Annotated in this window: 29 protein-coding genes and 1 tRNA gene; 25 read left to right on the top strand and 5 right to left on the bottom strand. The window is 45.8% G+C overall.

Annotated features, from left to right (window positions below):
- Positions 1-65: 65 nt before the first annotated feature.
- A complete protein-coding gene (locus ABT58_RS05285) occupies positions 66-2,066 on the top strand; it encodes an alkyl/aryl-sulfatase (RefSeq protein WP_053062980.1) in 2,001 nt (666 codons plus the stop codon).
- Positions 2,067-2,218: 152 nt separating this feature from the next.
- On the opposite strand, the gene ABT58_RS05280 is transcribed toward ABT58_RS05285, so the two are convergent.
- On the bottom strand, positions 2,219-3,127 hold the full coding sequence (locus ABT58_RS05280) for a LysR family transcriptional regulator (protein WP_047873286.1): 909 nt from the start codon (positions 3,125-3,127) through the stop codon (positions 2,219-2,221).
- Between the two features lie 370 nt (positions 3,128-3,497).
- Between ABT58_RS05280 and ABT58_RS05275 the strand changes: the two genes are divergently transcribed.
- Both ABT58_RS05275 and ABT58_RS05270 read left to right on the top strand, forming a co-directional pair.
- A complete protein-coding gene (locus ABT58_RS05275; RefSeq protein ID WP_047873621.1) occupies positions 3,498-4,796 on the top strand; it encodes a polysaccharide deacetylase family protein in 1,299 nt (432 codons plus the stop codon).
- Positions 4,797-5,125: 329 nt separating this feature from the next.
- Positions 5,126-6,730, top strand: a complete 1,605-nt coding sequence (locus ABT58_RS05270) for an ABC-F family ATPase (RefSeq protein ID WP_082210968.1) — start codon at positions 5,126-5,128, stop codon at positions 6,728-6,730.
- 102 nt (positions 6,731-6,832) lie between these two features.
- Here ABT58_RS05270 and ABT58_RS23420 read toward each other — a convergent pair whose 3' ends face one another.
- On the bottom strand, positions 6,833-7,594 hold the full coding sequence (locus tag ABT58_RS23420) for an HAD family hydrolase (RefSeq protein WP_053062979.1): 762 nt from the start codon (positions 7,592-7,594) through the stop codon (positions 6,833-6,835).
- 37 nt (positions 7,595-7,631) lie between these two features.
- Entirely contained in the window at positions 7,632-7,946 is a 315-nt protein-coding gene (locus ABT58_RS05260; RefSeq protein WP_146147165.1) for a hypothetical protein, read from the bottom strand.
- Between the two features lie 175 nt (positions 7,947-8,121).
- Here ABT58_RS05260 and ABT58_RS05255 point away from each other — a divergent pair, with 175 nt between their 5' ends.
- From ABT58_RS05255 to ABT58_RS05240, 4 genes are all read left to right on the top strand, one after another.
- The gene (locus tag ABT58_RS05255) at positions 8,122-8,826 is read left to right on the top strand and encodes an HAD family hydrolase (RefSeq protein ID WP_047873284.1); all 705 of its coding nucleotides are present in this window, start codon (positions 8,122-8,124) and stop codon (positions 8,824-8,826) included.
- A gap of 245 nt (positions 8,827-9,071) precedes the next feature.
- Positions 9,072-9,608: a cytochrome b gene (locus tag ABT58_RS05250; RefSeq protein WP_047873283.1), complete on the top strand. Its 537-nt coding sequence runs from the start codon at positions 9,072-9,074 to the stop codon at positions 9,606-9,608.
- 1 nt (position 9,609) lies between these two features.
- On the top strand, positions 9,610-10,176 hold the full coding sequence (locus ABT58_RS05245; RefSeq protein WP_047873282.1) for a YceI family protein: 567 nt from the start codon (positions 9,610-9,612) through the stop codon (positions 10,174-10,176).
- A gap of 200 nt (positions 10,177-10,376) precedes the next feature.
- Positions 10,377-11,183 (top strand): DUF2076 domain-containing protein, encoded by an 807-nt coding sequence (locus ABT58_RS05240; protein ID WP_047873281.1) that lies wholly within the window; start codon positions 10,377-10,379, stop codon positions 11,181-11,183.
- Positions 11,184-11,339: 156 nt separating this feature from the next.
- Here the strand turns inward: ABT58_RS05240 and ABT58_RS05235 are convergent, their stop codons facing one another.
- Complete coding sequence (locus ABT58_RS05235; protein ID WP_047873280.1) at positions 11,340-11,783, bottom strand: Lrp/AsnC family transcriptional regulator; 444 nt, start codon at positions 11,781-11,783, stop codon at positions 11,340-11,342.
- Between the two features lie 149 nt (positions 11,784-11,932).
- Between ABT58_RS05235 and ABT58_RS05230 the strand changes: the two genes are divergently transcribed.
- The 8 genes from ABT58_RS05230 to ABT58_RS05195 all read left to right on the top strand — a co-directional run bounded on the left by ABT58_RS05230 (position 11,933) and on the right by ABT58_RS05195 (position 18,455).
- On the top strand, positions 11,933-12,529 hold the full coding sequence (locus ABT58_RS05230) for a LysE family translocator (protein ID WP_047873279.1): 597 nt from the start codon (positions 11,933-11,935) through the stop codon (positions 12,527-12,529).
- 194 nt (positions 12,530-12,723) lie between these two features.
- A tRNA-Ser gene (locus tag ABT58_RS05225) sits at positions 12,724-12,814 on the top strand.
- Between the two features lie 588 nt (positions 12,815-13,402).
- Positions 13,403-14,053: a hypothetical protein gene (locus ABT58_RS05220; protein ID WP_047873278.1), complete on the top strand. Its 651-nt coding sequence runs from the start codon at positions 13,403-13,405 to the stop codon at positions 14,051-14,053.
- Between the two features lie 21 nt (positions 14,054-14,074).
- The gene (locus ABT58_RS05215; protein ID WP_047873277.1) at positions 14,075-14,962 is read left to right on the top strand and encodes a CBS domain-containing protein; all 888 of its coding nucleotides are present in this window, start codon (positions 14,075-14,077) and stop codon (positions 14,960-14,962) included.
- Between the two features lie 547 nt (positions 14,963-15,509).
- Positions 15,510-16,019: a J domain-containing protein gene (locus ABT58_RS05210; RefSeq protein ID WP_047873276.1), complete on the top strand. Its 510-nt coding sequence runs from the start codon at positions 15,510-15,512 to the stop codon at positions 16,017-16,019.
- 161 nt (positions 16,020-16,180) lie between these two features.
- A complete protein-coding gene (locus ABT58_RS05205) occupies positions 16,181-16,828 on the top strand; it encodes a DUF2268 domain-containing putative Zn-dependent protease (RefSeq protein ID WP_047873275.1) in 648 nt (215 codons plus the stop codon).
- A 470-nt stretch (positions 16,829-17,298) separates the two neighbouring features.
- The gene (locus ABT58_RS05200) at positions 17,299-17,790 is read left to right on the top strand and encodes an RDD family protein (RefSeq protein WP_047873274.1); all 492 of its coding nucleotides are present in this window, start codon (positions 17,299-17,301) and stop codon (positions 17,788-17,790) included.
- 203 nt (positions 17,791-17,993) lie between these two features.
- The gene (locus ABT58_RS05195; protein WP_053062978.1) at positions 17,994-18,455 is read left to right on the top strand and encodes a hypothetical protein; all 462 of its coding nucleotides are present in this window, start codon (positions 17,994-17,996) and stop codon (positions 18,453-18,455) included.
- A gap of 69 nt (positions 18,456-18,524) precedes the next feature.
- On the opposite strand, the gene ABT58_RS05190 is transcribed toward ABT58_RS05195, so the two are convergent.
- Positions 18,525-18,827 (bottom strand): PepSY domain-containing protein, encoded by a 303-nt coding sequence (locus ABT58_RS05190; protein WP_308428521.1) that lies wholly within the window; start codon positions 18,825-18,827, stop codon positions 18,525-18,527.
- A 255-nt stretch (positions 18,828-19,082) separates the two neighbouring features.
- On the opposite strand from ABT58_RS05190, the gene ABT58_RS05185 reads away from it, so the two are divergent.
- The 10 genes from ABT58_RS05185 (at position 19,083) to ABT58_RS05145 (ending at position 26,653) form a co-directional block, all read left to right on the top strand.
- The gene (locus tag ABT58_RS05185) at positions 19,083-19,865 is read left to right on the top strand and encodes a hypothetical protein (RefSeq protein WP_053062977.1); all 783 of its coding nucleotides are present in this window, start codon (positions 19,083-19,085) and stop codon (positions 19,863-19,865) included.
- 241 nt (positions 19,866-20,106) lie between these two features.
- Positions 20,107-20,886 carry a hypothetical protein gene (locus ABT58_RS05180; protein WP_047873271.1) on the top strand — a complete coding sequence of 260 codons (780 nt, stop codon included), beginning with the start codon at positions 20,107-20,109 and terminating at the stop codon, positions 20,884-20,886.
- A 599-nt stretch (positions 20,887-21,485) separates the two neighbouring features.
- Positions 21,486-21,923, top strand: a complete 438-nt coding sequence (locus tag ABT58_RS23975) for a hypothetical protein (protein WP_146147208.1) — start codon at positions 21,486-21,488, stop codon at positions 21,921-21,923.
- 207 nt (positions 21,924-22,130) lie between these two features.
- On the top strand, positions 22,131-22,514 hold the full coding sequence (locus ABT58_RS05175; protein ID WP_047873270.1) for a VOC family protein: 384 nt from the start codon (positions 22,131-22,133) through the stop codon (positions 22,512-22,514).
- 71 nt (positions 22,515-22,585) lie between these two features.
- Complete coding sequence (locus ABT58_RS05170; protein ID WP_047873269.1) at positions 22,586-23,374, top strand: phosphotransferase family protein; 789 nt, start codon at positions 22,586-22,588, stop codon at positions 23,372-23,374.
- A gap of 53 nt (positions 23,375-23,427) precedes the next feature.
- Positions 23,428-23,880 carry a hypothetical protein gene (locus tag ABT58_RS05165; RefSeq protein ID WP_047873268.1) on the top strand — a complete coding sequence of 151 codons (453 nt, stop codon included), beginning with the start codon at positions 23,428-23,430 and terminating at the stop codon, positions 23,878-23,880.
- 253 nt (positions 23,881-24,133) lie between these two features.
- A complete protein-coding gene (locus ABT58_RS05160; protein WP_047873267.1) occupies positions 24,134-24,343 on the top strand; it encodes a hypothetical protein in 210 nt (69 codons plus the stop codon).
- Positions 24,344-24,435: 92 nt separating this feature from the next.
- Positions 24,436-24,837, top strand: a complete 402-nt coding sequence (locus ABT58_RS05155; protein ID WP_047873266.1) for a hypothetical protein — start codon at positions 24,436-24,438, stop codon at positions 24,835-24,837.
- 44 nt (positions 24,838-24,881) lie between these two features.
- Positions 24,882-25,457 (top strand): NADPH-dependent FMN reductase, encoded by a 576-nt coding sequence (locus ABT58_RS05150; RefSeq protein ID WP_047873265.1) that lies wholly within the window; start codon positions 24,882-24,884, stop codon positions 25,455-25,457.
- A 227-nt stretch (positions 25,458-25,684) separates the two neighbouring features.
- Complete coding sequence (locus tag ABT58_RS05145) at positions 25,685-26,653, top strand: GGDEF domain-containing protein (protein ID WP_047873264.1); 969 nt, start codon at positions 25,685-25,687, stop codon at positions 26,651-26,653.
- Positions 26,654-26,713: the final 60 nt, after the last annotated feature.

The raw sequence follows: 26,713 nt of genomic DNA, 5'->3' as shown, positions 1-26,713 counted from the left end.
ATACCAGTGACTTCTTTATCATTTGCCTCGTTATCATTCCTATGCGAATCAACGAGGTATCATTGATGAAACTCACCCTGCTTCCCCTGTCTTTTGCCATTATCAGTAACCTGGCCATGGCTGGCCACGCTAACGCACATGATCATGATGCGACGGCGATTACTTCGTCCGTTAAACCGGCCAGTGCTTTCACCATCGAAAAGAACCGTGCTGTTGCAAACACCTTAGATTTCGCCAATACGGACGATTTTACCAGCGCCTCACGTGGCTTCATCGCGACTTGGCCGGAAGACACCATCAAAGATGCCAAGGGCAACGTAGTATGGGATTTCGCCAAGTTTAACTTCGTGAATACGGATCACAACATCGACACCATTAACCCGTCACTGCAGCGTATGGCGAAGCTGAATAACCTGCACGGCTTGTTCAAAATCAAAGATGATATCTATCAGGTACGTGGCTTTGATCTGTCTGTGATGACCTTTGTACGCGGCGATCACGGCTGGATTGTTATCGATCCCCTGCTTTCAGAAGATACGTCTCGCGCAGGTTTAGAGCTGCTATTCAAACATGTCGAAAAGGCGCCGGTCAGTGCGGTCGTCTTCACCCACTCACACATTGACCACTTTGGCGGCATTTGGGGTGTCACGAACAAAGCAGACATTGAAAACGGCACAGTGGCCGTGATCGCTCCGAAAGATTTCTTTGAGCATTCCATTTCTGAAAACGTGCTGGCGGGCAATACCATGAGCCGCCGTGCCGGTTACATGTACGGCAACATGATTGAAGCGGGACCGAACGGTAAAGTAGATGGCGGCTTGGGCAAAACCACCTCAACCGGTAAACCGGGCATTGTCGAGCAGACAATGGAAGTACTGAAAACCGGCGAGATGCACGATATCGACGGCGTGGAAGTGGAATTTCAGATGGCCAATGGCTCCGAAGCCCCGTCGGAGTTTATTTTCTACTTCCCTGAGCACCGCGTGCTGATGGCTTCTGAGGTGATGACCCACACCATTCATAACATCTCTACCCTGCGTGGCGCGCGTAGCCGTGATGCCAATGCCTGGGCAAGTTATGTCGATGAGTCGCTCGATCTGTTTGCAGCAAAATCAGACATCATGATTGGCTCACACCACTGGCCAACATGGGGCAGCGACAACATCGCCGAACAGCTTGAGAAAACCCGTGATATGTACAAATTTGTGCATGATCAAACCCTGCGCTTAGCGAATCAGGGTTACACGCCAAATGAAATCTCAGCCACTATTTCTCTGCCCGATAGCTTAGACAAAGCGTGGTATAACCGAGGCTACTACGGCACCGTGTCACACAATGCCCGTGCCACGTACGACTTCTATTTCGGCGCATGGTGGGACGGTAACCCGGCCAACCTGAACCCACTGACACCGGCAGAAGAAGGTGCCAGATATGTCGCAGCCATGGGTGGTGAAGAGAAGGTGATCACCATTGCTCAGAAAGCCATTGAACAAGGCGATTATCGCTGGGCCGTCACCCTATTGAACAACGTAACGTTCTCTAACCCGAAAAACATGACCGCCCGTTATTTGGAAGCAGATGCCATGGAACAGTTAGGCTATCAGGCAGAATCTGGCCCATGGCGTAACTATTACCTGATTGGTGCCAAAGAATTGCGCCACGGTTACACACCCGCCCCATCACCGGATACCACAGCGATTGCCAGCAACATGCCGGTCTACTCAGTGTTGGAGTCATTGGCGGTACGCATTAAACCGGATGTGGCAGACGGCATGCACACGCTGATCAACATTCAGGTGGCTAACGATGATGATGTGGCCAGCGGCCAGTACGCACTGGAGCTGTCTAACTCGGTGTTAAAAACCTACAAAGACAAGCAGTTCAAGCAAGCCGATGTGACGCTTTCACTGTCGAAGCAAACGTTCGTCAACCTGATCACCGGCAATACTACGCTGGCAGACGCAATGAAAAATGGCTCGTTTACCGTAAAAGGTCAGGACAACTTCAAGGCGTTCCTTGGCACGCTAGACCGTTTCGATCCCGCCTTTGGTATCGTCACGCCATAATTTATCAGCGTATTACAACAAGCCCACACGACCAAGCAGCGCCTTTTGCGCTGCTTTTTCGTTCTGCACCATGCTCAATCACCTAACGCGTCTCCTTGGCGAATATAGACTTAGCCTGATGTGCACTTATCAGATCACGGCTCTGTCAGGCATCAGCGCTCGACCAAGGCTTCAATACAATCTCGCAGCCACACATGCGGCTGGCTTTTATTGAATTTCGCCTGCCACACCATATGAGACTGGAACGAGCCGCTGTCATAAGGGAAAGGTAAAATCCGCAACTGGAACATCGTTTGATACTGTTGAGCAAAAGACACCGGTACCGCTGCAATAGCATCGCTGTATGAAACTGCCGCTAACATGCCAATCAATGACGCATGCTGGCTATACACCAAACGGGCAGGCAGAGACTCCCCCACCAGCCAATCAATAAACGGCAACTGATGACGGCGCATCTTAAACAGCACATGCTGCTCATCCAAATACTGTGCGGTTGACAAGTTCGCTTCACGCAAACGGGGATGGGTCTCGCTGACCACACAACAGAGCTGATCTTCTGTCAGCACTTTTGATGCAAATACCCGGCTGGTTGGCGCATCCACATCGATGATCAGATCCACCTTTTCCAGCATCAAGTCATCATAGAGTTGCTCATTACTTGATGGCGGCTCCATCAAAACCACTTCTACCGACAATGCCGCCAACGCACGATCCAACGACTGACGTAACGCGTGGATCATGGCTTCATGGCAATAAACCACAAACCGCTTTTGTGAGGTCGCCGGATCAAACGCCGTCATCCCATTCATCAGCGATTCAATATCCAGCAACGGGGATTGAATTTGCTGATACAACTCTTGAGCAAAACGCGTCGGCGTGATCCCCCGTCCGGTACGGGTAAACAATTCTGAGCCGACATACTGCTTAAGGCGAGATAAGGCATTGCTTACTGCAGACTGGGTGAGATCCAACTGCTCTGCCGCTTGTGTGACTGACTGCGTTTGGTACGCCGCGACAAACACCCGAAGCAAGTTAAGATCCAATTTACGTTGCTGATTCATAACCATACATAATCAAACTATTCTTCACTCAGTATCCGTACTGAGAGGAAATACACAAGCGCCGTTTATACTCTGTACCATGGAATACATACTCTTTTGTAATGATACTTCTTTTCGTGTTGACGATATCGATAATGGCGTTTTGTGTTCAACCCACCGCCAATACCTTCTGATAATTCTCTTAGTTACATTCAAATACCAACATGCTTTCAGGAGTTACGCCCTGTCATCACATTGTTAATCGTCATGCTGCACAGGCTTGTTACACTCTGTTACGTAATATCGGCAAAACCGCAACAACACATTTAAGAAGGATTTTATTGTGACCCTATCACCCCTACCTGTGCGTAAAACCGCACTGGCGATGGCAATGTTCGCGCTGACCCATACCGCCACCGCTGATGACAACGAAATGAAACCGAACGTCAGCCCATCTGCGTTACCCCCTATTCCTGTACAATCCAGCCCAATGTTTATCAGCCTGGGCTTTGACGACAACGTAGAAGCCGATGGCCTGAAATGGGTGATGGATCTGCTTGCCAACCATCACAACCCGGCCGGGAACGATGACTTTGCCGGCGAGCCACTAACCGCCAGCTTCTTCATGCACTGTGAGCCAGCCATGGAGAACGAAGAAATCAAAGCCTTGTGGCGCGAGTTAGCCGAGCGTGATTACGATATTGGTAACCACACCTATTCACACCCGGATGACAAAGTGAATTACAACCCATTGCAGCCATGGATGACCGCTGAGCAATGGCAAGAAGAAGTGAAAAAATGTGGTGACTTCCTGACGAAAGATACGGAAGACGGCGGGATTGGTGTAGATGAAGTGAATGGCTTCCGCGCCCCCTTCATGACCTACAACGACAACACCTTAAACGCCATTGTGGACAACGGCATTCAGTATGATGTCAGCTTCCCGGCGGGCATTGTACCAGAGCAAGACGGCACCAATAACTACTGGCCATTTACGCTGGACAACGGTAGCCCATCGCATAATCTGGCGGTAGAAGGTTGGTGGAAACCCGCCATCGACAACTACCCTGGCCTGTGGGAGATCCCACTGCATACCTTGATTATTCCGCCTGATAGCGAGATGGAAAAATACGGCCTCGACTATTCACTGCGTGACAAAATCGCCAGCCGTATTGGCTACTTTGATCCGGTTTCTGGCAAGGGCGATAACTTTGACTGGAACCTTTACACCACCCCAGAATGGGGAGCAGCAGGCCTGAGCGAAGATGATGTGGTGGCGATTTACAGCTACAACCTTGATCTCCGCCTTGACGGTAACCGTGCACCATTGGTACTGGGTCTGCACTCGGCGTTCTACGGTCTGCTCAATGGCGGTGAACACTTTGGCATGCCGGAAACCACGGTGGCCTCACGTCAAAACGTGTTGAAGCGTTTCATCACTTACGCCCTGAGCAAACCCCAAGTACGTTTTGTCAGCCATCAGGACTTGGTGGAGTGGATGCAAGATCCTGAACCATTAACCCTCTGCCCAACCACCGAGTGGCAACCGCATACGGTTTACATTGAAGGTGACACCGTCACGTATCAAGGTAAACAATGGCAAGCAAAATGGTGGACCATGCTACAAATGCCGGGCCTGACCGACTACTCACCGTGGGAAGAATTAGAGGCATGTACACCCGCCACCTAACCTTTTCACTGAAGTAAAAGGTAGTTACCTCAGAATAAAAGGCAATAATGAGACCGCCAATTTAGCGGCCCCATGATTACCCCTAACGACTTACTGCGCTTCTCCATCTTTTTCAACTCTCTATATTCTCTGTATATGAAAGTTGAATGTAGAAAACGGAGTAAGTCGTTTTGTCATTTCGCTTTTTTATCATTTGGGCTGATACATACACGTGTTTCAACTCGACATTGCTCTCTCATCCTCTGTATAATCCGCCGCCGGCTTTCTGCCGCACATTTTCTCTTTCCTGACAGTACATCCCCTGTCAACCATCACCTAGGAATACATCTTTGATTTCGACCGCTAACATCACCATGCAGTTTGGTGCAGAGCCTCTTTTTGAAAATATTTCCGCCAAATTCGGCAACGGTAACCGCTACGGATTGATCGGTGCCAACGGCTGCGGCAAATCAACCTTCATGAAAATCCTTAGTGGTGTGTTGACGCCAAGCTCAGGCAACGTTTCTATCACCCCGGGACACAAACTGGGTGTGTTGAGTCAGGATCAGTTTGCGTTTGAGCAATACACCGTGATTGACGCCGTGATCATGGGCGACAAAAAGCTGTGGGAAATTAAACAAGAGCGTGACCGCATTTATGCCCTGCCGGAAATGAGCGAAGAAGACGGCATGCGCGTGGCTGAATTGGAAAGCGAATACGCGGAACTGGATGGCTACAGCGCAGAAAGCCGTGCCGGTGACATTTTGCTGCAAGCGGGTATCGAAGAGTCTTACCACTACGGTTTGATGCAACAAGTCGCGCCAGGCTGGAAACTGCGTGTGCTATTGGCACAGGCACTGTTCGCCAACCCAGATATTTTGCTGCTGGACGAACCGACCAACAACTTGGATATTCACACCATCAGCTGGTTGGAAGAAGAACTGAAGCAGCGTAAGTGCACCATGATCATCATCTCGCACGACCGTCATTTCCTGAATGCAGTATGTACGCACATGGCAGACATTGATTACGGTGAACTGCGTATTTACCCGGGTAACTACGACTACTTCCTGGAAGCCTCTGGCCTGCAACGTGAACAGCTATTGGCAAGCAACGCCAAGAAAGCGGCTGAGATCAGCGAACTGCAAGAGTTCGTGAACCGCTTTGGTGCCAACGCATCGAAAGCGAAGCAGGCAAGCTCTCGTGCTAAACGCATGGAAAAGATCAAGCTGGATGAAGTGAAAACCTCCAGCCGTATCAGCCCGTCTATCCGTTTTGGCGAAGGCAAAAAACTGCACCGTCAGGCACTGGAGTTCGAACACTTGGGTCACGGCTTTGGTGATGAGGTACTGTTCAGTGGCGGTAACCTGTTACTGGAAGCCGGCAGCAAACTGGCCATTATCGGTGAGAACGGCGTGGGTAAAACCACCCTGCTGCGTTGTTTGGTGAATGAACTGGCGAACAACGAAGGTATGATCAAGTGGTCTGAAAATGCGTCTATCGGCTACTGCCCACAGGACTGCAGCGCCGACTTTGATAACGACTTGAGCATCTTTGATTGGATCTCTCAGTGGCGAACCGCAAAACACGATGACCTGATGGTGCGTGGTATTCTGGGTCGCTTGTTGTTCACCGCAGATGATGCCAACAAGAAAGCCAAGAACTGTTCCGGTGGTGAGAAAAACCGCCTGCTGTTTGGTAAGTTGATGATGCAAGACATCAACGTGCTGGTGATGGACGAACCAACGAACCACATGGACGTTGAAGCCATCGAAGCCCTGAACAGCGCGCTGAAAATCTACGAAGGGACGTTGATTTTTGTCAGCCACGACCGTGAGTTTGTCTCGTCGCTGGCTACACACATCATCGATATCAAAGACAAGCAATTGGTGAACTTCAAAGGAACTTACGAAGAGTACTTGGATCACCAAGCGAAAATGCAGCCAGCGGCGTAATCCGCGCTCACGCCTTTACGCTATGTCTTAGTCATATTCACGCCAAGCGCCCTATCGCTTGGCGTTTTTCTTTTGTGGCTTTTCTTTTGCGACTTTCCTTTTCTAACTGAGCAACACATCGGCAAACGCTGACAGCGTCATCCCTTGGCTTCGGTCTAAATGATAGGCTTGCATCCCCAGCGCCCGTGCGGCTTCCACATTCTCGATTCTGTCATCAATAAACACACAAGCCGATGGCATCACACCGATGCAATCTAGCGCTTTGTGATAAATCGCAGCATCCGGTTTTTCACACTGCTCATACGCCGATATCACCACGTGTTCAAAGTAAGGGCGGATCCCGGCCAAATCCAGCGACCAATCCAACGAGGCCGTCGCATTAGACAGCACGTTCAGTGAAAAACGAGGAAACAATCGCTGCAACGCGGGCACGGTATCGTCAAACAACTGGTATTGCGGGCTATCAAACGACAGCATGAAAAGCTGATCAGTCAAGGCAGTGACATCATCACACGCATGGCTCAATACGCTGGCTTGTATGATCTGCTGCGCCACAAACTGACAGCGCGTTTGTAGCCACTGCTTCTCATCCGCCCAATCGACAATATTGCCATGCTGAGCGAAATAGGCCGTATCAAAATCCGGCAACTGCGCCAACACGTCCTCCACCTGTTGCTTGTCATAGCCCCGCGATAACAAAATCCGCTTCATCACGGTCACGCGAAATTCATGGATATACATCAATACCCCACCCACATCAAAAATGACTGTCGTGACGTCAGTCATGTCGATGGGTTTAGGGGATGTCGCTGTTGAAGAGAGAAAATGCGGATTCACATCGTGTTGATTGTGTTTATGACTCATGAAATGCCATCCTTTGCATATTATGAATTAACCGGCACTATACCAGTGCATACCAGGCAGCAAAACCGCCTGTCGCCAAACACACGGGCCATGCCAACCCTGACAGTTGCGTTTCTCCGGCAATGATCACGGCATACGCTAACAACCCAACACCGATGCATTCCACTAGCCATTGCAGCGGAAACAACACACCGCCATACCAGACATGCAGGCTATCTGCCGCCCCGGCGTCATAGTGAAACCCTGACTCAAAACCCAAACCCCATTCAAACAAAAAGGCCGCCAGCACCAGAAGCATATGATTGAGCGAAAGAGCCCATAACGTTTTCTTCATACCACCTGCCTTTTCCATGCGACATGCCTGACCGGCTTCTGTCTATCCACGACTATCTGAGAGATAAGCACGGCGCTTGCCGCAAAACGATCATCTGACTGCAAGCCAATTGTCATTTTTGCTGCTTAGGCTGTGAAACTATTGCGAAGCCATGAGAAAAATGAACCTCTATTAATCATCATAGGAAGGCAGTTTGACCCACACAAATTCTGTTTCATCATTCACCCCGTATTTAGCCGTGTTTGATCTGGATGAAACCTTAATTGCAGCCGACTCCGCCAGCTTGTGGAGTGCGTATTTAGTAGAACAAGGCATTGCACCTGCCAGCTTGCTCGCTACCGAACAGGCCATGATGGCTGACTACAGCCAAGGCAACATGGACATGAATGTCTACATGACAGCCACTCTCGCCCCGCTGGTGGGCATGCACATGGATGAGGTCGCGAACTTGGTGGATGACTTCATTACAAGCCATATTCAGCCCGCCATTTATGAAGATGCCATCGCACGCATTCAATGGCACAAACAACGCGGTGATACGGTACTGGTGATCTCCGCCACGGGCGAACATCTGGTCACCCCCATCGCCCGCTTACTGGGGGCCGATGACGCACTGGCCATTAATGTGCAGCTGGATAACGGAATAATCACAGGCAATACCACCCACACATTATGCTATCAACATGGAAAGGTGATCCGAATGAAAGCGTGGTTAGAAGACAACCCAAAAATGTTCAAAGGCAGTTACGGCTACAGTGATTCCATTAACGATTTACCCTTGCTGGAAGCGGTGGATCGCCCGTTTGCCGTGAATCCGGATCCGACGTTGGCCTTACACGCCCAGTTGAATGAATGGACGATTATGGATTGGCGACACGACAACAATATTCTGCGTTGATTGCTGCCACCTATTCTCTCTCGCCGCGTAGCCTTTCCCCCTTCCAGTCAAGCTGCGCGGCCTTTTTCCATGCCACACCATTCTTCACTCTAATGCTCCCTCGCATCGCTCTAATTCGCACTCACATCACTTCGACGAAAACCACTCCATCGAAAAAATTGAACGAGTTGTTCGGTTCATCGGCCTTATGTTCTGAGATCAAGCATCTAAAATAAGAATCATTCACAAGAAAATGTGGCATGACAATGAACAAGGAAAAAACCACTTACGATGGCCTGTCCATCGCCATTCACTGGGTTTCAGCCCTCACCGTTATCGGGTTATTTGCTGTCGGGCTCTGGATGGTGGATCTCAACTACTATTCTCAATGGTACAAACCCGTTCCGCACTGGCACAAATCTGTCGGGATCTGTCTCGCGCTGCTCACCCTGTTTCGACTGGTGTGGAAGCACTTTAACAAGCCACCCGCCATTGAAGGCGCACGCTGGGAAGTGATGGCCGCCAAAGTGGCGCACGGGGTGATTTACCTGCTGCTGTTCGGGCTGTTTATTTCCGGTTACCTGATTTCCACCGCCGATGGACGTTCTATCGAGGTCTTCAATTGGTTCTCTGTCCCAGGGATGGGGGAACTGTTTGACCAACAAGCCGATATCGCTGGCGAGGTGCACTTCTACATCGCCGTGACACTCATTGGTTTAGTCAGTCTGCATGCCCTTGCGGCACTCAAGCATCACTTTATTAATAAAGACAATACATTAAAGAAAATGTTGGGAGTAAAGTAATATGAAAAAGCACCTTCTTGCCCTTAGCCTGTTTGCTACTGCATTACCCACTGTTAGCCACGCCGCCGACTATGTGATTGATACCGACGGCGCGCACGCGTCTATTAACATGAAAGTGCCACACCTTGGCTACAGCTTCATTAAAGGCCGCTTTAACACCTTTGAAGGCACATTCAGCTACGATCCCAACAATGTTGCTGCCTCTACCGTGAACGTGAAAGTCGACACCACCAGTTTTGACTCTAACCATGCAGAACGCGACAAGCATGTACGCAGTAATGATTTCCTCGATGTGAAGAAATACAGCACCGCCACTTTTACCTCGAACAAAGTGGTACCCAAAGGCGATGGTGAGTTTGTGATTGAAGGCCAACTCACTCTACATGGTGAAACCAAACCGCTGACGATTGATGCCCAATTTATCGGCGAAGGGAAAGATCCGTGGGGTGGCTATCGTGCCGGTTTCAGTGGCACCACACGCATTGAATTGGCCGACTATGGTATTCCGGTAATGGGTGATGCCAGCTATGCCGACCTTGAATTGCACGTCGAAGGCATTCGTCAGTAGCATCAGGTACGCTTTTTTCTCACTTTCACCCTGTATAAAAATCCGGCAAAAGCCGGATTTTTCATTACCATTGAGCAAAATATCAGCAAACGAACCACTTACTTACTGATATTTACAGATTGACACAGGAACCCTGCGCTAGGATGAGAGTCATAAAAACAAGGACACGGTAACGTGCTAGACCAATAAGAAGGTAAACCATGACTCCGCAAGAAAAAGAACTGATTCAGAACGTCGCTAACAAATTGAAGCAAAGCCCTAACAAGGCAAAAGATGCTGACGCTGAACAGCTGATCAAAAACGAGATCGGCACCCAGGATGATGCGATTTACAAACTGACCCAAGCGGTATTGGTGCAGGAAATGGCTCTGAAAGAGCTAAAGCAAAAGAATGAATACCTTGAGCAATGTGTGGAATACCAAAAGTCGGAAGCGAACCGCAGCACATTGAGCAAAATGATGGGTGGCAGCCGCCCAGCGCCACAACCACCAATGCCAAGCGCGCAGCCAAGTGCATTCGGTAGCTTCATGCAAACGGCAGCCAGCGTTGCCGTCGGTATGGTGGCAGGTAACATGATCAGCAACATGCTGTTTGATCACAACGACCCAGCAGCAGATGCGACGGCTGCAACAGATACAGCGGCAGACGCGGCACCCGCACCGGATGCAACGACTGACGCAACAGCCGATGCAGCACCGGCTGACGATAGCGCAACCGCAGCAGCTGACACCAGCGATGCATCAAGCGGTGGCTTCCTGGATGATTCATCAAACAGCTTTGCGTCTGACTACACAGACGGTTCAGGCGGTTTTGGTGACTCAGGCTTTGGTAGCGATGGTTTCGGCGGCGGTTTCGGTGACAGTGGCTTCGGCAGCGGTGATGACACCTTCGCGAACAATGGTTTCGGTGAAGGTGGTTTCGGTAGCGATGACAGCGGCTTCGGCGGCGGTGACGATAGCTTCTTCGGTGGCGGCGATGACTTCGGCTTTGGTGACGAAGACGTTTAATAAAAGTCGTTTAATAAGGCCGTTTAATTGCCTAATTAAATACCCGTCATTGAATGTCCTGCTCTCGTAGCAGAACACAGACACACAAAAGGCATCCTTCGGGATGTCTTTTTCTTTGGCTTTTCTTACACGTTCATTGCGCGTTCAACCGCTTCGCTAGCCGCGTTGGTTCTTGGACGTATCCATCACCACCATGGTCGTGATCGCATCCACCTTGGGGATCTCCCCCAAAATATCGGTATGAAAACGCTTATAGGCGATCAAATCTTTCGCTTCTACCCGCAACAGGTACTCACTGGTGCCGGTGATGTTATGGCACTCCACGACTTCATCTGCCAGCGCGATGTGCTCTTCAAAAGTTACTTGTGAATGCTTACTGTGATTTGACAGCCCTACCGTCACATACGCCACAAAGCCGATCCCCATCTGTTGCGGATTCAGCACTGCACGATACCCTTCAATGACCCCGCTGCGCTCCAACTCTTGCACCCGGCGTAACGTTGCTGACGGCGATAACCCCACCTCTTGCGCGAGATCCACATTGGGCAATCGACCGTGACTTTTCAGTACCTGCAATATTCTTTCGTCAAACCTATCCATAACGTCACATCGTTGCAAAATTAGCCTCTATCACACAAATATAGCGCGATAATTTACCGTTGAAATCACTATTCTATTTCTAATAGCACAAGTACAGACACAAACACAGATTCAAACACAACCATCATCAGAAACAGGCTAGGCAGATTATGGACCATCAACAACTTATCGCTCTCTTCACCTTCGCGTTCGTCATGATAGTGACCCCCGGCCCCAACAACATTATGTTGATGACCTCTGGCGCGAACGTGGGCTTTATGAAAACCCTGCCCCACATGTTGGGCGTCACCGTCGGCTTCAGTGCCATGGTGATGTTGATTGGCCTTGGCCTGGTCGGCATTTTCGATGCCTTTCCGGTCCTGCACACGGTATTACAAGTGATCAGCGGTGGTTACTTACTCTACCTTGCTTACGCCATTGCCACCAGCAGCGCCCACACAGAACGCGGCGACGATCAATATCGACCGCTCACCTTCTGGATGGCTGTCAGCTTTCAGTGGGTCAACCCAAAAGGCTGGAGCATGGCACTTAGCACCGTCACCCTATACAACCCAAGCGGCAACTGGCAAGGCATCGCCATTATTGCAGCGGTGTATGCGATGGTGAATTTACCGTCAACAGGCATGTGGACACTGGCTGGACAAAAACTACAACGGGTACTCACGCACCCTACTCGTCTGCGCGTATTCAACTATGCCATGGCAGCCTTATTGGTCGCCTCTACCGTACCTGCGATGTTGCTGTGACCGCTCACGAATAAAAGCGAGAAACGCGAATCAGAAAAATTCATGAAACTGTGGAAATAACCCGCAACCACCTGAACAACACACCACCACATTAATAATGAAACCAACAAACTGTCTCACAAATGAGCAAACGCACCTTTCAATACGGTTTGAAGCTTTACACCCACCGCCACAATCCGTATTATTCGCGGCATGGAGAGATGGCTGAGTGGTTGAAAGCACCGGTCTTGAAAACCGGCATACGTTAATAGCGTATCTAGGGTTCAAATCCCTATCTCTCCGCCACCTTCTAAAGGCCAGCAGAAATGCTGGCCTTTTTCGTATGCGTCGAGTTTTGCTTATGAAAACCGGGATTTGAAAATCCCTCCGTGAATGCACGCCCAGCTCTCAGCCACACATCAAAAAGCCGCTGAGAAATCAGCGGCTTTTTTACATTTGTCATACGCTAAATGACGGGATTACGTAAATCCCTAGTCGTGTGCGACCCCAGCACTCCGCCACATTTAAGCCTCAGTCGAAAGACTGAGGCTTTTTCGTTTTTAGGAAGTCTTCTGATTGCCGGTCGGGATTTTGTAAATCCCTCCTCGCGTGCGACCTCAGCACTCCGCCACATTCAAGCCCACCTACGCTTCACCACTACATACGAGTATCACACTCTCTTTCACGTCGATTACATCAAACTGTGATATAGAAATGATGATGAAAATGTAGAATGTGATATGTGGAACGATTCTACTTTTGTTTTTCCCACCTCTCGCGATACCTTTCAATATCAATGAGTTAACTTCGATGCTATTATGCACCCATGACAATATGTGGAATTGTAAGGTAGATGGGTTCTGTATATGAAGTTGTTATGTATTAGGGAGATTTATGAGTAATAATCGAGTTTGGTCATCAGTATCTATTTTTGAGACAGGTCTATCTGCTGCTGAGTGGATATGGAGAATTGTAACGATTGTATTTATTGGTGGTTCTGGAACACTTACGGCATTATTAGCAAAAGCAGATCCAGTTCTTAAAGAGTTAGGTGTTATTTATTGGGTTGCAATAGGCATCATAACCTCTCTGATTGTAATCCTGATTTTGTATTTGTTTAAGACATCAATACTAAAACAAAGTGAAGCGGACTTGAATCGAATTTTGTCAACACCAAAAAATACGGTCAATCCATTATCAGAGTCATTTAAAGACCTTGTTATTCCAGTTGAGGACTTAAGGTTACCACGACTTCAGTTACATGAAAATAAACATTTCAAGAGGTGTAAATTTGTTGGCCCTGCTTCCATTTGTATATTAGGCGGAACATATAACAGAGGTGGTTTTCATGAGTGTGGAGATATAATTGCATTGCCTGAAGATGTCTATTTAACTGGTATTATTGTGTTAAAGAACTGTACAGTTGAAGATTGTGAGTTTATTCGTACTACTGTATTTACAGATCAAAACACGGCAAGAGGATTTTTAAATGCTTTTGGTAGCCAGGTTAAAGGTATTATTGATAAACAACATAAACTTTCGTGAAGAATACATAAGTAGGATTGTATGGGATATCAATTATGGATGTCGCCTGAGACGGGGTATCGCCGACAAGGCACTAAATTTTCATGTTTAAAGTCCATCTTTTTGGAAAACATATCTATAAAAGAAATATTTGAGCCGATCTTGTGTTGTAAAGTAAGTGACTCGGCTTCAGATGCTAAATTTGCATTGGATAAGAGGCAATTTGACACGACCTGCGTAATTGATCATGAAAATAAAATCATAGGTTATATCGAAGCTTCTGCTTTAGGTGAAGGGAGCGTGGGGCAGTATGTACAAGATATCTCCCCAGAAATAGTTATTGATGAAGATACTTCTCTAGTCCATCTAGTTAACCTTTTAGAAGACGTCGAATCCAAGTATGTAAGTAGCCAAGGTAAGGTTGTTGGCATCATAACAAGAGCTGATTTAAACAAGCCAATACCTAGAGTTTACTTGTTTGGGGTTATATCTCTCGTCGAGTTGCATCTAAACTTTTGGGTAAATCATTTTTACCCGAATGAGTCCTGGTATGACGTTCTTGTTGAGGAGCGACAAAAGGGAGTGATTGATATGCACGATAAGAAAAGAAGGAATGACCAATATCTTTCTTTCATCGATTGCGCTCAGCTTTGCGATAAAAAAGACCTTTTATCCGAAAATGAGCAGTTTCGTGTACTACATGATTTCTCTAAGAAAAAGTTTAAGCAGTTTATGGAACGTTTAGAATCGCTTAGAAACGAAATTGCACATAGTCAGTCTAAGATTAACGTTGAATGGTCAAAGATTTCCTCAACAGTTAATCGAGCAGACATATTTCTATCTAAATCAGATCTGTTGATTGAAAATATGGCTCAGGTGCAAGCTGAAGAGCGAAAGTCTGATCTACTTATTGCTGTTAATGTTGCATAACACATATGAGCCTTTGGGTTGTCAAGGGGGGACCGCTTTACCCCTTGAGCCAATATAATCGAACAACAATGCTGTCTACTTCGCTCTGTCGATTATCGTCGCTTACGACAAACACATATTGAGGGTCTCTTACTGCGGTCTCACCGCTGCCTGCTAGTTTTATGCAGGGCCAGACTGGGCTTCCCCCTAGCCATACATCGGTTAAACCGACTAAGCACTATTCAAAGAGAATGGTTGCTCAAAATAGCATCATTGATAACATTTTTGGCACCTGTTCTGAAAGGTGCCACAGCCTTCAATACCAATGAGATCTGATGGAAGATTTGCAAACGTTGCAAGAATCTTAGACCTTGATATTGATTTGTCGATCAGTACCTTGCCTGCCCCATCATCACTATGGATACTAACGCTATCTTTGGCTAAATCGATGCCATAGAGTGAAAGTGACAAGGTGGCCTCCAAGATTTTATCGAACCTGACGCACCAACTGTGGCTGAGCCTGATGAGGAGGAGTCCATGTCATTCGTTAGGTTCATAAGGAGTTACGATGAGAAGTTCAAGTAGAAGAAGAAATCAATATAAATTCCACATACTGAGGAAAGAATCTAGTTATATTGCGATTTATGACAATGAAGACGTTAATGTCATATTGGATGATCTCGAAGAGCAAGGTTACCTGTACTTGGATTATATTAGAGCTAAAAATAGTGTCTTAGCTGTCGATAAATGGCAGCAAGTTCAGAAAGAAGAAGTGGCAAGATTGCATCATAAAAACCGTGAGCTACAAGAAACTATAGATGCACTTGAGAAAGAAATAGAACAACTAGAAAAGAACTCTCGAAGCAATACTAGTGGTAGCAGAACTCGTGGTTTGAATGACTTATCACCATATTCCATAATTGGTGTGCCTGAAGGTTGTGATGATCTTCAGTTGATAAAGAAAAACCATAAACGATTATCTCACATATACCATGCAGATAAATTGCAAGGTGCTGTTAGTAGCGATGAGATGATGAAGTTAATCAATGGTGCTTATGAGTTATTAACGAAAAAATAAACCTAACAATGCCATCAAAACGACCATCAACGCTCGGCATTCTTAGTATGGATTAGCTTTAGTGTTTACGGTGGCTATGTCAATATCATCGTAATGCGTTGTGGCGTATTATGCAGGCGCTATGCCCTTATTTAAGTTCAGTCTAATCAAAGGAGTATGATTTGACAACAAACATTACGGTGCTTAACTCATCAGGGAAGTTAAGCGACTACACAAGCTTGTTGGAAGATACAATTGGAAGTGCTTTAAATAAAATCAGTGAGTTCTTTGAACTATCAAGTATTGATATTACAGTTTCGCCTTTTCAAAAAGGTGAGGAGTCCCCTTCAGGTTTGGGTGGCTATGCGCTTAGCGAACATAGAGTTGAGTTGTTAGTTGACTGCTCGCGAAGTGATATTGATGAAGTTATTGAAACAGAGCTGCTTGAAGTCCTAGCACATGAACTTCATCATGCGTTGAGGTTGAGTTTTCATATGCCGACTGGAACCTTATTGCAGCAGCTAATAATGGAGGGTTTGGCATGTCATTTCGAGCATTCAGTCACCAATGGCAAGCCATCCTCATTATTTAAAGATCTAGCAAACTATGATTGGCGCTTTGGACTAGAACAAATGCGCCACCTTTTGGAGACAACTGACTTCTCATTAGATAAATTATTTCTTGGTTCACATCCTCAAGAGTTTCCTAAGTATGCAGGCTATTGGATTGGATATAATTTAGTAGCAGAATACGCAGGGGCTAACAATGCCAATGACGTAGATATGGTTGGGTTGAGCGCTAGTTGTTTTTTGAATGTTGAGTCGACCTAAATAAACGTATAAAAATGGGCTTGAGTTTTGGCATAACAAATAAGGATTAAGGTGTTGCGCAGCCAACATTCAATCCCGGGTGTTGAACAAGCCCGATGCTTCTTTATAAAGTAAATTGTGCGATGTGGTTTGAGTGGAACATCGCTCAGTCCACTCATCCAATAATAGGAAGCGCCACTGGCTTCAATACCTTACTGTATAATCCTCACTACGGATACTGAAGCACTATTTTGTAATATCAACACTCATATTATCGCAGTTCGCCGCTATTGACAGACTCAATATATTTCAAATTAGTCGAGTAATTTGCCTTGCCCTATTTTTGCAAGTGAAACAGCATTGAGCATATCGCCTTTGGGCACAGTTATGCTGACTGATGCATTGTAACAATAAGGTTAATTTTTCACTTGAGATAAACACCGCAACACGTATCATATATTTACATTGGTAATATATTCTAGGTAAACAATATGAATGATAATGTCCCTGCTAAAATGAGTGATTTGTACGAATACTCCGGTTTTTGGGCACGCGTTGGTGCCAGTCTAATTGATACTGTGATAATTTGTGTTCTAACATACCCTATTTTGGTAGCGGTTTATGGCTGGGCTTATTTTGATAATGAAGCTTTCGTTCAAGGTTTCACGGATCTTATTTTAAGCTGGATTTTCCCATTGGTTGCAGTCATTGGGTTCTGGCTTTATCGCCAGGCGACACCGGGTAAAATAGCAATATCGGCTAAAATCGTAGACGCTAACACTGGCGAGAAGCCTACTCTTCAACAATACATTGTAAGATACCTTGGCTATATTCCCGCTACCATTCCTCTTGGGCTGGGTATATTTTGGGTAGCTTGGGATAAGCGTAAACAGGGGTGGCATGACAAGTTAGCGAATACCGTCGTTATCAGCGAAAAGCATCGCAATACTCCTCAGGAAGTTGAGTTTTCGTCAAAAAGTTAGCATACAAACGTTGAAAGCAGATTTGCAACGTTTGGCATTTTGGGTTGAATCCGTTTAAGTGATTACAACACAATGCGTTATGTCCAGTGGTAGCGTTGCTTTTAGATAGTTTCCTCTCCCTCGATTGTTAACAACAGCGTCACCAGAGATCATAAGCAATGGGATGCCAAATTAATCTATTAAATTCTACATTGATGAATCAGATGAAAAACTATCTATTTTTAACTGCATGTATTCCTTTTATGGTTTTTCATACTCACGCCATTGGGAGCCTTACCAAGGAACAACTTGATGCACAAAAAATGGCATTGTCTGAAGCCGTTGTCAGTACACCTTACTCTGCAATCGTAAAGCATACGGATGTTGAAGTGCTCCCTGTGCCTGATGATGAGACCTCCAGTAAACATGTCTACCATGCTGACGTTATAGAGACAATTCGCGGTAAAAAACGCAACAACATACGCTATGTCATGTATGTCCACCATGACGAGGAAGCAATTGTCGATGACACTCCGGTTATTATTACACTTTGCGAAGATCATGAGGCTCATTATTGGCCAGGATCCGGTTCAGAATTTGAAGCTAACTCGACATTAACTGAGGTAGCAAAAGCTAGTGCAGCAAACATCGCTAAGGATCAAGTCCAGTTTTCGCATTGCCCGTAATATTGAGCCTGTTTATTGAATGGGCGTACAAAGGCATGAACTCTCTCCTGTCCATGTCCTCTCTGGCTATTATTTGTCAACATCCCCCTCCACACCTTCATGTGACAAATCGCCAGATAACTCAGCTAGCACCTCTTTCAGGCTTTCTTTCTCTGCGGCGACAATCTTCCCGGTGACGGCATCAACTTCCACTTCATATGCTTGATCACCCAACTTAACGAAGACATCCCATTGTGTGTCTGGCTTATCAAAACGAATACCCAACACTTCAACATTCACAGCTCCAAGTGCGGCTTTAATGGCCTCTTGTTCGCTAATGATGTTGGCCTTTTCTGCCGCAGAAATCGATACACTGGCCATACCTAGTGCCATACATAATGCACTTTTCACTATGCTTTTTGTCATTCCCCTACTCCTTAATGGCATACATACCCTGATCATTGACACTCACGCTACGCGCCAGGCGTTCTGTATTGCTTACATTGAGGATAGTCGAATCTATGGTATTGATGCCTGTTGTATTAACCCCTGTCCTTTTAATCGTATACTCTAATAAACCAATGAAAATACACGCATGATGCACAGTCAGTACAGGTAGTGATGTTTAGTTTTTTCAAAAGAAAACCGGTGTTATCCGATGAGGATGTAGCGTTTCAACGCGAAACATACAAATGGTTGCTGAAGTATTTCGGTGGCAAAGATTTTTATACCCACACGCAGTTGGTATTACCGACCGACGCGTTCTTTCCCTCTCACATTGCGTCACCCGATGAAGCCGTCACCACCACCTTCTTGCAGGTGCGGCAACATGCTGGCATGGGTATTTGGCCTTGTGCATTAGTACCGCAAGAGGCCGATGATGATACCCATGTTGGCCCTTGCCTGCTCATTCAACAGGCGCCCCATTCCCCCAATGGCACTTACTGCCGCTATGAGGGAAAAGCCTACATTTCTTTCAATCCGGAACTGGCCAATCATCCTGCACGTATAGTGGCCACCTTTGCCCATGAATTAGGCCACTATCTAACGGATGATCTGCCTGAACCGCCTCCTGGTGGCTGGGAGAATTGGGAGTTTGCCACCGATTTAACGGCGGTATTCTTGGGCTTTGGGATCTTCTCTGCCAATACGGCATTCAATTTCCAGCAGTACGCCAATGGTGAATCACAAGGCTGGCGATCTCAGCGTAGCGGTTATCTTTCTGATGTGGAATTGCTGTTTGCTTTGGCCCTGTTCTGCCAATTAAAAGGGATTCGACCTGAAAGCGTAACGACGTATATCAAGCCCTCACTCAAAAGCATGTTCCTCAAATGTCATAAACAAATTGTTCGCACGGAAGGGTTAATAGCAGACATTCGCAGTGTTTCGAGGGTAAGCCAATCTCACGATAAACACCCTCGATTTGAGTAACTAGTGGAGCAGGCTATAACAGATAATTTCGCTGATTTTATAAACCTGACAGGCAAATACAGAGGATGATGTTGCTTCAATTCAGCGGGGCGATATAACAAACCACCAAAGCAAAATTTTGCATTAACCTCTCATTATTGGATTTACATCACGTAAATCATTTGCGAAACCCTTGGTTTTCAAGCACTTTCCCGATCGGATTCTCCACTAAGAATAATCAATCCCCAATAAAGGTGTGATCATGAAAACCAAGAAGTCGCTTACGGCCCTATTTATTGCTTCTGCCCTGTCGTTCGGTTTGGCTCAACCAACCATGGCTCACGAATACACGCTGTCTGTTGAAGATGCAGAGCGTTACGGCATCAGTGTGCCAAAAATCAAAGTGAACTACGATGTACTGCCTTATCAGCACATTCTGTTTGGTTTCCAGCTACACGTTGAACTTGAAGGTGCAACCCTAAACACCACTAACGTGAATGCACTGCGCGACGCCACCACCATTTCAACGCACAACGTTGTTCGCCCTTACCGTGCAAGCGCAAATACCATCAGCTACCGTATCTCGGGTGAATTCGATCACCGTGCAGTGAACTTCATTGATTACACGCTGGATAAAAGCGTACTTTCAACCGATCACGATCTAACAATTCGTATCCCTGTTGAAATCGACATCACGCCACCAGATACCCCACACGCAGATGCGAACAAAGTGGCGTCTTTGAACGTAAATAGCGTTAACACAGAAGATTTCCTTATGGAATCAGAGCGTACGCTTTACCGTATTACGCTAAACGAGGGTGAGTTCCTACCAGGTTGTGCAGACCCTATCGCGCACAGCATTATTCGTACCAGCAACATTGAAGGCATGGTGCGTATTTGGAAGAAGACAGACAAAATGGTTGAATTCGTGGTTGAAGGCGGTTTCCACACACCAATCGTGGGCAACTGGAACTTTGAGCTTGAGCCAAACACAACAACCTTGAACAAAACGCTGCACCTAAGCACACCTGTTCAGCACTAAGTTTTGTTAGCGTATAGCTTGTTAATGCATAGTTTGTTAGCACATGGCTAGATAATGAAAGCACTCGTTCGCGGGTGCTTTTTTGTGTCCAGCATTCTCATATTCTTTTCTTCTATCCCCTCTCTGTCTGCCCTTGCCTCGCTTTTCCACAACATTGCTTTCTTCGTGCCTCAACCTTTTTGATGCCTCTCGCAAAATCCCCTTTTCACGGTGTTTTTCCCGTATCTCGATAGGCATAGTCTAAGGAGATATGAGGCACGGACAACGTGAGAGCGGTAGCGTGATCACTGGCGTTTTGTATTACAAATGATGACCGCTTGATAAGATGTACCTTAGACAGACATGCAGGCTTAAGCTGAGTTTCAACCATCATGAATACATAGCCATCGACAGTCAAAACGACATTTTCTGCATCTAGTCCTAGTTTTAGAATACGGAAAATAGAAATTTGATTGGACTGTTAGGTGATAACACATTATGAAGATGTAAACCGAGTACGTTTGAGTAAAAAAAACGCATATTGAAAGCAAACATCAATAACGATTAGAAGTAACATATGATATTCTTCACTAGTTTCATCACTTTTATATCTACCTAAAATGAAAAAATTACTTCTTGCTTTTATTGCAACATCTGCGCTAGTTGGGTGCAGCACACCTCTAGACACAATTCAAACAGATACTCCAAACGGTATCAATGTTAAGAATTACAAAACAGTTTGCTTATTTGATTACACGCCTAACATTGAATATACAAGTTTAAAATACTACCGTTCAGGTCGAAACTTATTCGGTTCAGTAAATAGCGTAATGCCAAAATTTGTAAATTATGCGGACCGATTAGATGCAAATACAATCATCAATTTTGAGGGAGGTCAACGCTTTGGTTTTTGGCCTTGGCGGTTTGTTAGACCAGTAGTCTACGGTACAGCTGTAGACTGGCCAACGAAAAGTAATGAGTCTTGCAAATATTTAGGCGGCAGAGTCTACGCAATTATCAATAACAAAAAAGTTATCGATATTACAAATAAAATATAATCATATAACACTCTAACATTAATGAATACGGGTGGTGTTTAAATCAATCATGAATTGACACCACCTATTATAAATAAATCTTATTGATTAATATCAAACCTAGTAAACTCACACTTTAGAATATAACAAAAATCATCAACCCTTCATCATGTAATATAAATCACCTATTACCCATAATTAGATACAACTGACAGCGAGAGAAAATTTATGAACATGAATCAAGTCACGCTCGCCGTGAACGATATCAATGAATCAGTAGCGTTTTACAAAACGTTAGGCTTAATTCAGATAGTCAATGATGAGCATTACGCCCGCTTCGCGCTGCCTGACGGCGATGCCACTTTTTCTATTTACTTAGATCCTGACAAGCAGACGTTGGAACCCAGAGGCGTCGTTTACTTTGAACATGAACAATTGGATGAGTTAGTCGCCGCTTTAAAAGCCAAAGGGATCACCTTTCTCCAAGAACCTGTCGATCAACCTTTCTTATGGCGAGAGGCGATATTGAATGACCCATCAGGCAACAAAATCAAACTCTACTGGGCGGGTGAAAACCGCTTGAATCCGCCTTGGCGAATAAAGGGGGAATAGCATTCATGCAACTGTCTAACCAATGGAATAAACAATACAAAACTGGAACCCGTTGTTAATGGGTCAACATAATGCGCTCTGATGATTTATCTCAAATGGGTTCTGCCCGTGTATCAAAGACAACCTTTGCTACAGCACCCTGTATTCACAAACAACATGCCTCTAAAGTAGAAATTGGCTTCTATCAATTCGCCGCCCCCGCACTTCATGGCATCAATACACCGAAGCTACTTAAAGCAACGAATACCGACTTATTTATTGAGTTTATTCCGCAGGCTATCACGCGAAAAGCACTGTACTCAGACCCTCAGACGTTTGAACAATTAGCTCAACTTCATTGTTCACCCTACATTCCCCCCTTCGATGTAAAAACGCACGAATGGACAGACTCCGCCACAGAACTTGCACTTAGTGAGCTGAACTTACCCCAATCAGCACAACAAGCGGTTAGAAGCATCCAAAGCCGTTCTTCGTGTTTGTTTAAGTATGCAGGGTTGATTTCTGGCGACACGAATGAAGGCAACTGGGGAAAACGTTCAAATGGTGAACTCGTTCTTTTTGATTGGGAACGATTTGGATATGGGAGCCCGGCCATTGATCTTGCTCCGTTGGTGTCAGGCTTAGGCACTATTGCCGATTATAAATCTATCGTGGAAAACTACATCCAATATCATTCAACAATACCCAAGGACACGCTAGTCACGCATTTGATTATAGCTAAATGCTGGATCATGATAGAGGTCGTAAACATATTGGTTAACCGTAAAAAGCCTGAAACTGAATTGTATCTCAACTGGTACCGCCAACACGCGCCATCATGGTTAGAAGCATGCGCTTCCGTTCAAAAGTATTCTAGATAAACACCGATAGAGACACATAACTACTTTACACTCTCCATGCGCAGGGATGACATATGGAAATATTTTTACCCCTTATTCTTACCCCCATTATCATGTTTTTATGGCAAATGGCATTTCCCGTTAATAAAAATAATCACTCATTTCCGTCCTATGACGTGCTAGCCAAAAGAAACACATGGATCAATTCGATATCTGTATGCCTTCATTTGGTTGCGATTCCATTACCCATGCCCTTATTTTATAAACTTGCTGATACCCCTCCTAATCTTGAATTAGTGCTATGGAGCTTCGCTTTGATTATTGGCTCAATGATCACCATCCCTTTTATCTTTGTCTCACTCGTTACACTCCCCTATGGAGTACGCAGATTTAAAGAATATTGGCGTTTTTACGAATTACACTACGGTATTAGCATGACTGGCATTGCCATATTTTTAATTCCTCTTGCACTGCTTGGTTTTATTGGCCTGTTTCATGTTATCTACACCATCTATGCACTATCTTAACTCACATCATTAACCCTATATAATGAAAAACCTCATTAATGATATTGTTGCATTAGATAAAGATAATGTGAGTTATCTGATAGTGTGCAATTTATCGCTCTGATCATAAAAGCAAATATCCCTGCATGATGAATGATTCACGCCTCCTTTCAATGTGAATAATATGGCATGTCTTCCCGTTCATTTCCGCAGCAAAAATTTCGTTATAGCTGTCACCACGCGTGTTTCACTATGCCACTACAGGAAAGCGCACATGTTTTTTAAACACCCACGGACAGGGTTCATTATTGTTACCCTCTTAGGGCTGACTGCATGTAGCAGCACCAAAGTAGAAAGAAACGATTACGGTGCAATAGACACAACCGATGCCGTCATCCGTTACACGACAGATGTGATTCTTCAAGAAATTGATAACGGTAATGTAGAAGGCGTCAGTATTGCCTTAGTGGACGCCAATAAATAGCAATACGTATAACGCGATCAACTCACTCGCTGGCCGTATCATTTCATGATGTGCCGGTGCAACACATCCCGTACGTTACAGGAATAAGTAACATGAAAAGTAAGCACATTCTGTTTTCAGCAATATTGAGCTTATGGGGCCTGTGTTTTCTTGGCGCAACACAGGCCAATATGCAACACATACTTCCGTTATTTAACACCTCGTGGACTGATGCGATGATGGCCTTACTCATTGGCACGAGTATCGGCTTAACACTTTCCTTTCCGCCTGTGCGTCAGTACGTTGACCATCACCCTTTTGGCAAAATCGTCACCAGTGTCGTACCCGGTGTCATCGGGTTTGGTGGTATCGGTATCGGTGTCATTGGCGCCCTCATTGTGTACATCAAAACCGGTGATATGGCACTCATTGCTATTCCTTTGCATGTGTCAGTGATTGGCTTAGCATCATCAAGTTGGTATTGCGTGTTACATTGGCGTCAACAGGATGTGTAATGCGTCTGTAACACTGTTTCGTACCGATAAACCATGGAGGGTATATGTACATTCTCGTTGTCAGTTCCAGCTTAGATCCCAACAGCCGAAGCCGTACTTTGGCGCAATTATGTGTGGCTGAATTAGAAGGCCAGCATATCGGTGTAAAGTACGTGGACTTAGCGGAATATGACGTCCCCAATTTTGATAACGACACTATCTATCACACTGAGCAATACCGACAATTACATCAACTGACGCAAGGTGCAGCAGGTATCGTGTTATGTAGCCCTGTCTACAATTGGGGATGCTGTTCTGAACTGAAAAAGTACATTGAATATGTCGGCTCAACCCCACCTGACGGCAGCCTTACAGGCGCACTGTTTGACAAGGTGATTACGTTTGTTTGCTCTGCCGGATTACCCCATAGCTACATGGCGTCCTCGGCGTTATCGGCCTCACTCTCGCTCGATTTCAAATGCATTATTAACCCCTATCAGGTGTATGTGCATGATCGTCATTGGGTCAATAATACGCTCTCTGATGAACGTTGGCCTCGCCTGAGAAAATCCATGTTCGTCATGGCAGAACTGTGTCAGCTACTCAGTGCCCGCACTTATCAATCACACTGGGAAATATAGTAGGATGCACCCATCACAGAATTCGTATTCGATGATGCGATTTACGGGCGCTGTGACCATGATTCTTTCGTAGGCACTGTATACACCAATCACCCTTAATATTCCTTACACCAATAATCACAAATGAGATGTCGATCATAGGTGTAACAATAAAATCAATAAATAATAAGCTATCATTGGCGATGCGCTGTTATTTGAAATGGATTTTCTTGGATTAAGGCTATTAAATGAATGTCACGCTTGATTTATTAATCAAAACCATCAATACGGTGAAAAACAATATTGCAGTGGTTGATGCGACATTCAACATCGTTTTTACCAATCATGCCTGGAATCAATTTGGAATTGAGAATGGCCTCTCGCCGGATTTTTCTTGGGTGGGCGTGAACTATTTTACACCCAGCCTCTGTGCCGCCCGAGAGGGCGATCATTTCAGTCAACGGGCATTCTCTGGTTTAGAAAAACTCAAGCGTGGCGAATGCACGGAATTTCAGCTCGAATACCCTTGCCACAGTCACAACACTGAACGCTGGTTTCTGCTTGAAGTGACTTCGTTTGAAATGGATGAGCAACGCTATTATGTGATTTCACACATGGATATTACCCAGCGAGTCCAATTGGAAATGGAAGCCAGACAACAGGCAAAGTTAGATCCCCTCACTCATATTGCGAATCGCCGTGCCTTTGATAATTTTATGGCGAATGAATGGCGCCGTTGCCGTCGCAATGCCATTCCGCTGTCTTTGATGATCATTGATGTGGATGACTTCAAGTACATTAACGATACCTATGGTCACCAAATTGGCGACAGCTGCTTACAACGCATTGCAGGTATCCTGAAGCAATACACTTCTCGGGCATCTGATCTGTGCGCGCGTATCGGCGGGGATGAACTTGTCGTGGTATGGAGTCATTTATCCTCTCAGGAAGCGCGAGCCCTCGCTCAATCGGTACTCAAAGCCATCTCTCAATTACCGATTGATGAAGACAACAGCCCCTTCAGTGATTGCATCTCTGTCAGTATGGGGCTCTGCAGCACCATTCCAGATACTGATGATCACCTTATGCTGCTAACCGCTGCCGATGCCTTAATGTATCAGGCAAAAAATGCAGGAAAAAACACACTCGCCTCAGACAGCCTTGCGTCAGATGCGCTATCTTTGGCACAGAAACCCATGCCGATAGCGACGGAATAATCCCAGTATCTACATGAAAGTGTGACACAATCACATCTTCACGACGGCTATATCACCTAT

This window comes from Photobacterium aphoticum, from assembly GCF_001029435.1.
Lineage (GTDB): Bacteria > Pseudomonadota > Gammaproteobacteria > Enterobacterales > Vibrionaceae > Photobacterium > Photobacterium aphoticum.
Note: the sequence above shows the minus strand (reverse complement) of the source record. Positions and strands in the feature narration are given on the sequence as shown.